Raw genomic sequence first — 13374 nt, 5'->3', positions numbered from 1 at the left:
GCTACGCGCGCACCACCACGGTCCGCGTCACCAGGTCGCCGAACCGCTGGTTGCGCGGCGTGATCGCGATCAGCACCACCCCGACCAGGCACAGGAACAGGCCGTCCACCGCGAACAGCAGCCACCGCACGAGGTAGTCGCGCAGGCTGGGTTCGCGGCCGTCGATCCGGACGATCCGCAGCCCCATGCGGCTCATCGCGGGAGTCGCCCCGCCCTGCCGGTGCGGCACCCACACCTCCGACCACACCGTGCCGCCCAACTGGATCCCGATGAACATCACCAGCGGGAGGTAGAGCACCTTCCCCGGAGCGCCAATCTCGACCAGCGAGTACGCCGCGGCCGCTCCCCACAGGGTCGCCGAGACCGTCGCCACCATGATCAACGCCTGGTCCAGCACGTACTGGACGTAGCGGCGCAGCACCACGGTCTTCCCGGCATCCATCCCGGCAACCTTTCCAGACCACGGCCCGCCGAAACGGTTCCCGTCTCAGGTGGACCGTCGCGGAGGCGGGGTCAGAGGTGGCCGGTAAGCGCTTGCAGACCGAGGCTGCCCACCGCGACCGCGAGCCACAGCAGACCGCCGAGCAGCAACGGGCGGGCGCCCGCCCGGCGCAGCGCGGACAGCCGCAGCGACAGGCCGATCCCGGCCAGGGCGGTGGTGATCAGGAAGGCGCCCAGGGCCGTGAGCGCCGGGTGCCAGGCGGAAGGGATGACACCGAGGGTGCCGAGTGCCGCGGCGGCGACGAAGCCGACCAGGAACACCGGGACGATCCGGCGCCACGGCATGGTCCGCGCGCTGAACCCCCCGCGGGCCTCCCGGCGGGCGGTCAGCACGGCCAGGACGACCACGACCGGGATCAGCATCAGCGAGCGGGTGAGCTTGACGACCAGGCCGTACGTCCCGGCGTCGCCGCCGTAGGAGTAGGCCGCGGCCGCCACGGAGGACGTGTCGTTGATCGCGGTCCCCGCCCACAGGCCGAACGCGTGCGGACTCAGGCCGAGCAGGTGGCCGATCGGCGGGAACAGCAGCACGGCCGCGATGTTGAAGACGAAGATCGTGCCGAGCGCGTAGGCGACCTGCTCCTGCTTGGCCCTGATCACGCCGGTGGTCGCGGCGATGGCGGACGCGCCGCAGATCCCGGTGCCCACGCCGATCAGGATCTGCGCGTCACCGCGGACGCCGAGCCACCGGCCGAGCAGCCACGCGCCGCCGAGCGCGATGGCGAGGGTGCCGAGCATGACGGGCAGCGACTCCCCGCCGACCTGGACCACCTGGCGCAGCGACAGTCCCGCGCCGAGCACCACGATGGAGAGCTGGAGCACGACCTTGCCCGCGATGTCGTAGCCGGGCGTCCACCGGCTCTCCCGCAGGCCGGGCACCGCCACCGCGGCGAGAACACCCAGCACGATGCCGAACACCGGCCCGCCGACCACCGGCACGAGCCCGCCCAGTCCGGTGGCGATCCCGGCGACGACCAGCGCCACCACCAGGCCCGGCACCACCCGCGCCGGCGTTCGCCGCGCGGAGTCCGGCGACGGCCGTGGGATAACAGCGGTCACCACTACCTCCAATGTACGTACATTTAAAGTCGGAGTGTACGTACATTTGATCGCGAGAGCGAACGCGGGCCGCCGACGACCCGAGGTTCACCTGACGACGTCCGGCGGTGAGCGCGATCCCCGCCCTATGATCGACTCCGGTCGAAGCCGACCGTTCCGGAGCGATCGGGATGCCACTCCCGGTCAACCCCTGGCGCGGACCCGCCGGGTTCGGGTACACGTCAGGTGCCGATCAAGGGAGGGCACGCGATGACGGGCAAGATCGATCGCCGCACTCTGCTGCGCGGTGTGGCCGCGGCGGCAGCGGTCCCGGCACTGCTCACGGAGGCGACCGCGACGGCCGGGCCCGCGTTGACGCCGTTCGACCTGCACTTCGAGACCACCCACCAGTTCCGCCCGTTCGACCTCATCGCGCCGCGGTTCACCCAGTACGACCACCCGGCGTCCCCCGCGTCGGACAGGCTGGTCGAGACCGGTGTGCGGCCGCGGGCGCCGTTCGGCTCGGTGGTGGTCGAGGTGCGCAGCGGTACCGCGGTCGCCGGGCTCGCGGGCGGCGGCACGTCGGTGCTGGGCACCGTCGACCCGGTCGCCGGACTGGCGACCGTCGAGGTGACCGTCGGCGGCACGACCACGGTCCTGAAGTCCGCCGAGGTGAGCGTCGACGGGCCGTTCGAGCTGGCCGTGGTGGTCAACTCGACGGTGGTGACCGTCCTGGTGGACGGCGCCCCGGTGCTGACCGAGCGCGACGGCGTGCGCCCCCTGGTCGACCTGCGCGTACCCGCGGTCCTGGGCGGGCTCGACTACGCCTACGGCGGTCGCGGGCAGGTGCGGCTCGGCCGGGTGCGGGCGGGGTACTTCGGACAGGCCGGGGTCCGCGACCCGCACGTCGTGCAGCACGCCGACGGCAGGCCGTTCATCCGCGACGGCAAGCTGTACCTGACGATGACCAACGCCGGGCTGGGGTTCTTCCAGCAGGCGCACTGGGCGGTGTGGACGCTGGACCTGGCCGACCCCACCCGCGTGGAGCAGGTCGCGCTGCTGTTCTTCGCCCGTGACGGGCTCGTCCTCGGCGACCACGCGGGCCAGATCGTCTACGACGACCGCACCCGCCGGTTCATCCTGCTGATGAGCTCCTGGGGCGACTTCGACTTCGACGGGGTGCACGTCCGGCACGCCACCACGAAGGCGAACGTGCTGTCCGGCGTGCACGTCATCCCGAGCGCACGCCTGCCGCTGCCCACCACCGTCAGCTCCTGGGACCCGGCGCTGACGCTCGTGGACGGCCGCTGGCGGCTGGCGTTCGTGGAGAGCGAGGCCCAGCAGCCCGCGTTCGTGTTCCACCCGGCGCTGGCCGTCGGGCCGCGCGGGGCCGACTACGCCGACTCGCTGTCCAGGGCCGGGGCCGACGGGACCGTCGACCAGACCGAGGGCACGATCATCCAGCGCGTCGGCGGCCGGTGGTACGTGTTCGCCAGCGACGGCGACGCGCGCGAGTACCCGGTCTACGACCTGTCGATGCGCAGGCTCGGCACGCTGGACGCCCCGTACGGCACCAACATCCCGCACCCGGTGCTGCTGCCCGTCGGTCGCGACTGGTGGCTGATCACGTTCGACGGGACCCAGTTCGCCGAACCGGTGCTCGGCTACGGCGGGCACGGCGACCTGATCGTCATGCGCGCACGGGTGTAGCCGCCGGAAAGCGCTCGCCCACCGGGCCGCCCCTCGGCACACTCGGTGGATGGAGTTGCGCACAGCCAAGCCCCGCGACCTGGAGCAGATCGCCGACCTGCTGGCCGAGCGGGGCGAACCCGAGGACGCGCTGGACCACCGGCTCGTCGTGGAGGACCCCGACCAGGGCTGGGAGTCCTGCGCGGTGGTCGTCGACGGCGAGCGGGTCGTCTCCACGCTGACGGTGCTCGACGAGACCCTGGTGCTCGGCGGGGTGGAGATCCCCGCGGGGCAGGTCGAACTGGTGGCCACCGACCGCGGGTACGAGGGCCGCGGCCTGGTGCGGCGGCTGATGGCGTGGGCGCACCAGCACTCGGCCGACCGCGGCCACCTGACCCAGGTGATGGTCGGGATCCCCTACTTCTACCGCCAGTTCGGCTACTCCTACGCCATCCCGATCCCGCCTGCCCGCCCGGTCGCCACACCGCCGCCCGCGGTCGAGGGGCACGTGGTGCGGCGGGCCGAGGTGGACGACGTCAAGGCGATGGCGGCGTTGCAGGACGGCTTGCAGGCCGATGTCGACCTGCGGATGCCGCACTCGGCGGCGTGCTGGCGCTGGCTGGTGGCCCGCGAGGGCAGCACTCTCTGGGTGGTCGAGCGCGACGGCGTCCCGGTCGGCACCGGGCGGCTGGCGGACTCCCGGCTCACCGAGATCGCCGCGGTGGACGCCGCCGCCGAACAGGCGCTGCTGAGCCACGTCCTCGGGTTGGCGGAGGACGTCGAGGTCACCGACCGGCCGGGCAACCGGCTGGCGCCGTTCCTCGGGCCGCCGCCGCGGGACGCGGAGATGTACTGCTCGCGGATCCAGGACCCCGTGGCGCTGCTGGAACACCTGCGGCCGCTGCTGTCCAGGCGCGCCGACGGCTACGACGGGGACGTCGTGGTCTCGTTCTTCCGCTCGCACGTGCGCTTCCGCTGCACGGACGGACAGGCGGGCCCGATGACCGCGGGCGGCGTGATGGCCGGTCCCGCGTCCGTCGGGGGCGCGGGTGTGGCCCCCGACCTCGTCCCGGCGCTGCTGTTCGGCCCGCTGGGCATCGAGGGCCTCGCCGAGCGCCACCCGGACGTCTACCCCGGTCCCGCGCGCGACCTCATGGCCGCGCTGTTCCCGCCGGTCCGCGCCGACCTGCTGACCTACTACGTGCCGTGAGGGGGCATGGCCGCCATGCCCCCTCACCGTCCGGTCAGACCGAGTCCAGGTCCCGTTCGATCGCCGCCAGTTCCTCCGGCGTGCCCTGGACCTTGGGGCCGGTGAACCACTTCCGGGCGGAGACCAGCCACCAGACGCCCGCGAAGCCGAGCACCACCAGCACCGCGATCGGCGTGTAGTTGAACGTCTTCGCGGTCACCGGGCTCGCCTGCGGCAGCATGAACAGCACGCTGATGAAGACGACCCACACCACGGCGACGATCCCGATCGGCCTGCTCCACCTGCCCAGATGCCACGGTCCGCGCTGGAACCGGTCGCCTTGCAGCAACCGGAGCAGCGTGGGCATGACGTAGGCGATGTAGAGCCCGATCACCGCGATCGACGTGACCGCCGCGTACGCCGTGGGGTTCCACAGGTACGGCAGGCCGAGCAGGAACGCCCCGCCCGCGGCCAGCCAGATCGCGTTCGTGGGCGTCCGGGTCCGCTTGTTGATCTTGTGCCAGAACTTCGACGCGGGCAGCGCGCCGTCGCGGGAGAACGCGTAGATCATCCGCGAGTTCGCGGTCACCGACGACATGCCGCAGAACAGCTGCGCGCCGATCGCGATCAGCAGCAGCAGCTTCCCGCCGGTCAAGCCCAGCGCGTCGATGAAGATCTGCGCGGGCGGCACCCCGGTCGAGCTGCCGATCGCGCCGTCGTAGTCCTGGATCGCGAAGGTGATCCCGACCAGCAGCACCCAGCCCGCGATCAGCGAGACCACGATGGACATCACGATGCCGCGCGGACCGCTGCGGGCCGCGTCGTGCGTCTCCTCGGTCATGTGCGCCGAGGCGTCGTAGCCGGTGAAGGTGTACTGCGCCAACAGGAGTCCGAGCAGTCCGACGTAGAGCGGCGACGTCCAGCCGGTGTTGTTGACGAACGTGGTGAACACGTAGCTCGCCGACTGGTGCTCCGACGGGATGAACACCAGCGCGCCCACGATCACCAGCACGCCGACGATGTGCCACCACACGCTGATGTCGTTGAGCCGCGACACCAGCTTCACGCCGAAGGTGTTCAGCAGCCCGTGCAGCACCAGCACCAACCCGAAGATCAGGATCGTGTGCCCCGGCGTCGCGGCGAACCCGAACTGCAGGTCCAGGTACGCGTTGATGAAGAACGCCGCCCCGAAGTCGATGCCCGCCGTCACGGCCACCTGGCCCAGGAAGTTGAACCACCCGGTGAACCACGACCACGCCGCACCATTGCTCGGCGCCAGCTTCGCCGCCCAGTAGTACAACCCGCCCGCCGTCGGGAAGCTGGAGCACACCTCCGCCATCGCCAGGCCGACCACCAACGTCATCAGCCCCACGAACGGCCAACCCCACACGATCAGCGCGGGCCCGCCGGTGTTCATGCCGAACCCGTAGAGGGTCAGGCAGCCGGACAGGATCGAGATGATCGTGAAGGACACCGCGAAGTTCGAGAACCCGGACATGGTGCGGGAGAGTTCTTGGGCGTAACCGAGTTCGTGCAACCGCTCCTCGTCAGCGGACCGTGATGCCATCGGACTGTCGACTTCGTCGCTCACCGGTGTCCTCCTCGATGCAGAGGGTCAGGCATGGCCGTGGCTTATGGACCAAAGCCGGTCCATTTGCTCGCTGCGACCCGCGCGTGTCAAGAGAGAGGCCGCCGATCGTTACAGTCGGTGCGGTTGATTAACGCGAAGGGCAGGCCAACCACCTCGGCAGTCGGGGGATCGCCGGACCCGCGAGGCGGGCGGTGTGAAGCGTCAACGAAGACCGGTCGTCAGGGCACTTCCCGGACCGCGTGGAGCGTTGGGAAGCTTCGGTTCCAGCCTATTCGGGAGTCGCCCCATGACCGACGCACCGCGCAACCGGCACCGGCTCGTACTCGTCGCGGTCCTCGTCAGCCTGCTGGCCGCGCTGCTCACAGCGGCGACGACGCCGGCTGTCGCGGCGGACGTGGTGGTGTCGCAGAACAAGCCGGTGACGGCGTCGTCGTCGGAGTCGGCGGGGACGGCGGCGGGCGCGGCGGTGGACGGGAACGACGGGACGCGGTGGTCGAGCGCGTTCGCGGCTGAGCAGTGGTTCCAGGTGGATCTGGGTTCGGCGACCAGGATCAGCCAGGTCGCGGTCAACTGGGAGAGCGCCTACGCGAAGGCGTTCACGATCCAGTTGTCGACCGACGGCGGGAACTACACGCAGGTGTACGCGACGACGGCCGGAACCGGTGGCAGGCAAAGCATCCCGGTGACCGGGACCGCGCGGTACGTGCGCGTCGACCTCACCCAGCGGGCCCTGCCGTCCTACGGCTACTCGATGTGGGAGTTCCAGGTCTTCGGCGCCGGCGCGGCCACGAGCGCGGTCGCCGGCGTCGCACTGGTCAACAACGCGTCGAAGAAGCCGGTGCTCGGGCTGAGCCCACTGGTGGACGGCTCGGTGGTCGACCTCACCAGGCTGGCCAACCGCAACCTGAGCCTCCAGGCGACGCTCGCGAACGGCGTCACGGCGGGCAGCGTGGCCTTCACCCTGGCCGGCGCCAAGGGATCCGCGTACGCGCGCACCGAGAACACGGCGCCGTACTTCCTGTGCAACGACTACGTCGACTGCCCGCTGCTGGCCACCGCGGACTCGTACACGCTGACCGTGCAGGCCTACTCGGGCGCCAACGCGTCGGGGCCGCTGGGGTCGCCGTTCACCGTGCGGTTCTCCGTCTCGACGGCGGCGGTGGCTGCGGCGCCGCTGGACGTCCTGTTCATCGGCAACAGCCTGATCGGCACCGCCACCGGCGCGACCGGCGCGGACACGCCGAAGGTGGTGCAGCAGCTGGCGACCGCGGCGGGCCGCACGCTGCGCTTCACCGAGGTGATCCACTTCGGCAACACGCTCCAGCAGACGTGGGACGGCGGCGAGGTGGCGGCCGCGCTGAGCGGGTCGGCGAAGTACGACTACATCGTGCTCCAGGAGTACAGCACCCTGGTCGCGACCAACCCGACCAGCGCGTCCAACACCCTGTTGAACACCTACTCGCCCACCTTCGGCCGCTCCCTCAAGCCGGGCGGCAAGGTCGTGCTGTTCAAGAACTGGGCGCTCGTCGACCCGGCGCCGTTCGCCAACCGGGCCGCGAACGTCGCGGCGATCAACACGAACTACGCCGCGCTGTCCACCGGGCTGCCGACGCCGAACGCGCTCGCGCCGATCAGCGAGGAGTTCGAGACCCTGATCGCCACGAAGGGCACGTCGTACCTCATCGTCGCCGACGGCAAGCACCCCAACGACACGGCGATCTACCTGAACTCCGCGACGCTGTACGGGATCCTGTTCCGCGAGTCGCCGCGCGGCCTCAGCCCGCTCTACGTCAACGCGGCGACGGCGACGTCACTGCGGGAGGTGGCCGCCACCGCGATCGGCTACTGACAGCCGGTCAGCGCCACGTCCGGACCACTCGGGCCAGGCGCCTGCCTGGCCCGTTGTCCTCTTGTCGTGCGTGCCGGCGGGGGTCAGACGCCCCGCAACGGCGGGTAGGGATCTCCCGGCGCGTGCGCGTTGTCGTTGGCGGCCCTGGCTTCCTGGAGCTGGTCCTCCAGGGTCACGATGCGGCACGCCGCACCGAGCCCGGTGCCCTGGTCGACCAGTTCGCGCACGCGGGCCGCCAGTCGCAGCTGGTAGCGGGAGTAGCGCCGGTGGCCTCCGGTGGAGCGCTGCGGCTCGATCAGCTTCATCTCGTCGAGGCTGCGCAGGAACCCGGCCGTCGTGCTGAGCATTTCCGCCGCCCGGCCCATCGTGTAGGCGGGGTAGTGGTCGTCGTCGAACTTGTCCGCCGTCGACTGCGGCGGGGAAACCGCGTTCTCGTGGTGCTGCCGGTCCTCGTCTGGTGTCATCGCGCCTCCGCGTCACGAGGAGCCCCGATGCCGTAGCACCGGGGCTCCAGGGTCGTGGGTTCACTGCCATCAACCGGCCGCGAGGCCGATTTCCTCTTGCCGCTTCATCCGCCCGTAAGGCGGGAACAGCGGGGATCGCTTGTGCGTAACCGAAGACCACCTTCCAATCCGACTGGGAAATCCCCATCCGATGGGACTGCGGTACCCGCCCGGCCACATCAGCCGAAGGCAGGCGATCCGATGGTGTGCGACCCTCCCCTTCTGCTCTGGTGATCCGACCACGAGCCGAATCCTGTCGTCCTACATGACGAACATTACCCACAACTGCCCCTGAATGTCTACTCTCGCCGGTACAGATTTACTCGATCGAGTGGCCACGGCGTTCCCACCCGCGACACCGGACCGATCTACCCGACCGATCACCGTGTCGCCACGCGCACCACCGGGTACACCATGGACACGCGACGAGAGGCCGGCGATGACAGAGCAGGACGGGTCGGGTGACCTGATGACCGATCAGCTCGTCCGACAGCTGGACGAGGTGACCGGCGCGCTCGAACGACTGTCGCAAACCCTCGACCAGGACGAAGACCTCGACGTCATCCTCCACCGGGTGTGCCTGCAAGCCATCCACGCGATCCCCGAGGCCGACATGGCAAGCGTCACCATGGTCGGCGACGGCACCCCGAAGACCGCCGCCGTCAGCCACGACCACGCCACCCACCTCGACGGCCACCAGTACCGCTCCGGCCAAGGCCCGTGCCTGGAATCGGCACAAACCCGGAAGGTCGTCCGCATATCCATCGCAGACGCCCACCACCGCTGGCCGGCATTCGCCGCCTCAGCCGCCGACTCGGGCGTAGCGAGCTACCTGTCAGCACCGCTGTTCATCGACACCGAATACCACGGCTCCCTGAACCTCTACGGCGAACAACCACACGGCTTCCACGCCCTGGACGCCGCCCTGCTCGAGCTGTACACAACCGCCGCCGAAGCCGCCCTGCGCGCAGCCCGCCGCTACCGCCAAAGCATGGACCACATCACCCAACTGAAGAACGCGCTCACCTCACGCGCCACCATCGACCAGGCCAAGGGCATCCTCATGGCGGTACGCCGAGTAGACGCCGAACAAGCCTTCACCCTGCTGGTCCAACAATCCCAACGCGAAAACATCAAACTCCGCGACCTGGCCACCCGATTCATCACCACCGCCGCAGAACCAACAACCTGACGCCTTCCCCACCCAGCCACAGAGCACCGGGCAGCCCAACACCCTCATCGGCGCAGCCGCCCACCCGCACCCGGCGCGGAGCGCCCTCCCGCCCTACCGACGCGCAGCGAGGTGCCTCGTCCGACGCGCAGCGAGGATGCCCCGTCGGCAAAGCCGATGCTGGCGAAGCCAGACCTCCCCCTGCCCCCGATACACAGCGCCCTCCTGCCACACCCCTGCTTGTCAAGGCATCTTTCCCGCCTTGACAAGCAGGGGTGTGGCATTGAGACAATCGCGCGCCGGGGGCCGGGCTTCCCTCTTCTCAAAACCCACCCCACTCACCCCCGCAACGACAACCGAACCACAGTCCCCTCACCATTCCCCGACACGTACAAATCCCCATCCACCCCCACCGCAAGCCCCGCGAACTGCCGCGGCACCCCCGGCATCCCCTGCGCGAACAACGCGGGCTCCACCCTCCCCCCACCACCGGGCAGCCCCACCGCCAACCCCTCAGCCTCCACCCGGACCTCCCCCGTCCCGACATCCACAGCCAACAACCGCCGAGTCCCCACCTCCACGACCACCAGCTCCCCGCCGTCCACCACCAACCCCTGCGGCGCCTCAAGCCCCTCCACCACGACCACCGGCCTCCCGCCCTCCACCCGGAACACCGCCCCACCCAGCTCATCGCTCACATAACAACGCCCCTCCGCGTCCAGAGCCACGTCCACCGGCCGCCCGAACCCCTCCCCCAACACCTCGACCACATCATCGACATCAATCCCCAGCACCCGCCCGGACCCCGACTCCGCGACCACCAGCACCCCGTCCGCCCGCACCGCGATCCCCACGGGCCGGTCCAACCCCCGCGCCCGGAACCGGAACACCCCGGTCGCCGGGTCGTAAGTGCGCACGTCCCCGTACTGCGACGTCACGTGCAGCAGTTCGCCGTCCGCCACGATCCCGTGCACGAACGTCACCAGCTCACGGGTCGCCCCGCCCGGATCGGCGATCCGGTAGTGATCGGCCGCCCGCACGGTCCCGCCGAGGTCCACGGTCACCCCGAACGGCCCGTCCAACCCCTGCGGCACGACTTCCCTGGTCCGCCCGTCGGGGCTCATCTCCGCGATCCCGCCGCTGGCGAAGCTGGAGACGAACATCCGGTTCTCGTCGTCGAACGCCGCGTTGTCCAGCCCCACGACCCCGCTGGCCACCAGGGCCCGGTCCCCGGTGCCGAAGAGGTCCAGCCGCGTCACGATGCCCGCCGCTCCGCGGGACAGCACCACCAGCGTCCCGTCCAGGTCGAACCGCACCGCGACCGGTTCCAGCACGTCCTCGGCGACCAGTTCGGGCGCACCGCCGTCCAGCGGCACCCGGAACACCTTGCCGGTGATCATGTGCGGGTAGTAGAGGCAGCCGTCCGGGCCGAGCTGCATGGCGTTGCCCATCGCCAGGTCGTCGGCGAGCACCACCGGGTCCCCGCCGTCGGGGAACAGCTCCAGCAGCCGCCCGCCCGGCTTCATCTCGTTGACGAACAGCCGGTCGCCGACGCAGGTGATGCCGTTGGGCACGGCCACCTCGTCGGTGACCACCGTGAACTCCCCCAGCGGACTGCGCCGCCACACCCGGCCGGGGACCAGGTCGGTGATGTACATCGACCCGTCCGCCCCGAACGCGAGGTCGTCCGGCGACTGCACCGGGCCGTCCAGCGGCACCACCACCTCGACGTCACCGGAGGCGATGTCCACGGCGCTGATCTGCCCGGCGAGGAACTGCGCCACGTGCAGCCGCCCGTCCGGCCCGAAAGCGACCCCGTTGGAGCCCCACAGCCGGTTCGGCGGGTTGAGCCGCCGCACGGTCCGCGTGGCGCTCGTGGGTTCGGCGTGCCCGTACCGGCTGCTCATCCGCCCACCACCATGACGTCGTCCATGCCGCCGTCGGCGCGCCAGCGCCTGAGCTCCTCGTGGAACGCGACGGGGCCGTCGGCGAAGGACTCGCGGCGCTGCCTGGGCTTGCCCTCGTTGTTGTAGTAGCCGGGCGTGCACTCGGCCTGGAACCTGTGCAGGTCCGGCGCGTTGGCGCGGATCGCGTCCACCCAGGCGCCCTCGGCCTCCGGGCTCGGCTCGATCCGAGCGGCCCCGCGTTCACGGGCCTCCGCGATGACCGCGGCGACGTGGGACGCCTGCTCGTCGAGGATGTGCACGAAGTTCACGGAGCTGGCGTTCTGCAGCGGGCCGAGGTGGAAGAGGTTCGGGAAGTTGTGGCTGTAGAAGCCGTGCAGCGTCTTCGGCCCCTGACCCCAGTACTCGGTCAGCGCGACGCCGCCGCGGCCGTGCACGGGCAGCAGCCCGGACAGGACGCCGGAGATCCCGACCTCGAACCCGGTCGCGAACACGATGCAGTCGACCTCGTACTCCTGCCCGCCGACCACCAGCGCCTTCTCGGTGATGCGCTCGACGCCGCCGTGGTCGGCGGTGTCGACCAGGGTCACGTTGGGGCGGTTGAACGCGTCCAGGTAGTGGTCGCTGAACGTGGGGCGCTTGCACATGTAGCGGTACCACGGCTTGAGCAGCTCGGCCGTCGCCGGGTCCGCGACCACGGCGTCCACCCGGTCGCGGACCTCGTTCATCTTCTGGAAGTCCACGATCTCGTTCACGTGGTCGCGTTCCTCGCGCGAGAGGTCCGCGTAGGCGTTGCTGGGGATGAGGTTCTGCAGCAGGCGGGCGCTGCCGGTCCACCCGTCGGACACCAGGTCCTCCTCCGCGACCCCGCCGGTGACGATCCCGAGGAAGTTCTCCATGCGGTGGCGCTGCCAGCCGGGGGTCAGCGACCGCGCCCACTCGGGGTCGGTCGGGCGGTTGCCGCGGACGTCGACCGAGGACGGGGTGCGCTGGAACACGTAGAGGTGCCCGGCGTCGCGGCCGAGGTGCGGCACGACCTGGATGGCCGTCGCGCCGGTGCCGATGACGGCGACGCGCTTGTCCGCGAGCTTGTCCAGCCCGCCGTCCGCGTCACCGCCGGTGTAGTCGTAGTCCCAGCGGCTGGTGTGGAACGTGTGCCCCGCGAACGTCTCGATGCCGGGGATGCCGGGCAGCTTGGGGCGGCTGAGGGTGCCGCTCGACACCACCACGTAGCGCGCCCGCATCCGGTCGCCGCGGTTGGTGGCGACGATCCACTCCGAGGCCTCGTCGTCCCAGCGGAGATCGGTCACGCGGGTCTGGAAGCAGGTGTCGCGGTAGAGGTCGAACTGCCGGGCGACCGCCCGCGAGTGCTGCCGGATCTCCTCCCCCGGCGAGTACTTCCACTTCGGCACGTAGCCGACCTCTTCGAGCAGCGGCAGGTAGATGTAGGACTCGATGTCGCAGTGGATGCCGGGGTAGCGGTTCCAGTACCAGGTCCCGCCGAAGTCACCGGCCTCGTCGATCACCCGGATGTCCTGGACGCCCGCCTGGCGCAGCCGCGCGCCCGCGAGCAGTCCGCCGAACCCCGCGCCGACCAGCACCACCTCGACCCGGTCCTCCAGCGGTTCCCTGATGAACTCGCGGTCGGCGTACGGGTCGTCGGCGTAGTAGCCGAACTCGCCGTCGGCGCGCCGGTACTGCGCGTTGCCGTCCGGACGGATCCGGCGGTCGCGCTCGGCGCGGTACCGGGCGCGGAGCTCCTCCGGGTCGAAGCCCAGCTCGGCGGGGACGACGGACGACGTCTGTGGCGTGGGCATGCACACCTCTCTGCTGTGCTGGATGGCACGGGGGTTCGCGGCGCCGCGAACGGGATCCAGCGGGACCCGGCGGGGCGATCTTCCGCCCTCCTGGATCCACCTAACCGAGATCACCAGTTTGA

Annotated in this window: 10 protein-coding genes; 4 read left to right on the top strand and 6 right to left on the bottom strand. The window is 70.6% G+C overall.

All coding sequences use genetic code 11. The features are described from left to right. Position 1: 1 nt before the first annotated feature. Together RM788_RS48855 and RM788_RS48850 are read right to left on the bottom strand one after the other, a co-directional pair. Entirely contained in the window at positions 2 to 442 is a 441-nt protein-coding gene (locus RM788_RS48855; RefSeq protein ID WP_315928224.1) for an RDD family protein, read from the bottom strand. 71 nt (positions 443 to 513) lie between these two features. Further along, on the bottom strand, positions 514 to 1563 hold the full coding sequence (locus RM788_RS48850) for a YeiH family protein (RefSeq protein ID WP_315928222.1): 1050 nt from the start codon (positions 1561 to 1563) through the stop codon (positions 514 to 516). 246 nt (positions 1564 to 1809) lie between these two features. Here RM788_RS48850 and RM788_RS48845 point away from each other — a divergent pair, with 246 nt between their 5' ends. Both RM788_RS48845 and RM788_RS48840 read left to right on the top strand, forming a co-directional pair. Next, positions 1810 to 3249: a hypothetical protein gene (locus tag RM788_RS48845; RefSeq protein WP_315928220.1), complete on the top strand. Its 1440-nt coding sequence runs from the start codon at positions 1810 to 1812 to the stop codon at positions 3247 to 3249. Positions 3250 to 3298: 49 nt separating this feature from the next. Beyond that, complete coding sequence (locus RM788_RS48840; protein ID WP_315928218.1) at positions 3299 to 4438, top strand: GNAT family N-acetyltransferase; 1140 nt, start codon at positions 3299 to 3301, stop codon at positions 4436 to 4438. A 34-nt stretch (positions 4439 to 4472) separates the two neighbouring features. Here the strand turns inward: RM788_RS48840 and RM788_RS48835 are convergent, their stop codons facing one another. Beyond that, a complete protein-coding gene (locus tag RM788_RS48835; RefSeq protein WP_315934927.1) occupies positions 4473 to 5984 on the bottom strand; it encodes an amino acid permease in 1512 nt (503 codons plus the stop codon). A 310-nt stretch (positions 5985 to 6294) separates the two neighbouring features. Between RM788_RS48835 and RM788_RS48830 the strand changes: the two genes are divergently transcribed. Beyond that, positions 6295 to 7857 carry a discoidin domain-containing protein gene (locus RM788_RS48830; RefSeq protein WP_315928216.1) on the top strand — a complete coding sequence of 521 codons (1563 nt, stop codon included), beginning with the start codon at positions 6295 to 6297 and terminating at the stop codon, positions 7855 to 7857. Positions 7858 to 7940: 83 nt separating this feature from the next. Here the strand turns inward: RM788_RS48830 and RM788_RS48825 are convergent, their stop codons facing one another. Beyond that, positions 7941 to 8321 (bottom strand): helix-turn-helix domain-containing protein, encoded by a 381-nt coding sequence (locus RM788_RS48825; RefSeq protein WP_315928214.1) that lies wholly within the window; start codon positions 8319 to 8321, stop codon positions 7941 to 7943. Positions 8322 to 8799: 478 nt separating this feature from the next. Here RM788_RS48825 and RM788_RS48820 point away from each other — a divergent pair, with 478 nt between their 5' ends. Continuing rightward, the gene (locus tag RM788_RS48820) at positions 8800 to 9552 is read left to right on the top strand and encodes an ANTAR domain-containing protein (RefSeq protein ID WP_315928212.1); all 753 of its coding nucleotides are present in this window, start codon (positions 8800 to 8802) and stop codon (positions 9550 to 9552) included. Between the two features lie 317 nt (positions 9553 to 9869). On the opposite strand, the gene RM788_RS48815 is transcribed toward RM788_RS48820, so the two are convergent. Both RM788_RS48815 and RM788_RS48810 read right to left on the bottom strand, forming a co-directional pair. Then, positions 9870 to 11438: a hypothetical protein gene (locus RM788_RS48815; protein WP_315928210.1), complete on the bottom strand. Its 1569-nt coding sequence runs from the start codon at positions 11436 to 11438 to the stop codon at positions 9870 to 9872. Next, positions 11435 to 13252: a flavin-containing monooxygenase gene (locus RM788_RS48810; RefSeq protein ID WP_315928208.1), complete on the bottom strand. Its 1818-nt coding sequence runs from the start codon at positions 13250 to 13252 to the stop codon at positions 11435 to 11437. Before RM788_RS48810 ends, RM788_RS48815 begins: the two co-directional genes overlap by 4 nt. Between the last annotated feature and the right edge of the window lie 122 nt (positions 13253 to 13374).

Source organism: Umezawaea sp. Da 62-37 (genome assembly GCF_032460545.1).
Lineage (GTDB): Bacteria > Actinomycetota > Actinomycetes > Mycobacteriales > Pseudonocardiaceae > Umezawaea.
Note: the sequence above shows the minus strand (reverse complement) of the source record. Positions and strands in the feature narration are given on the sequence as shown.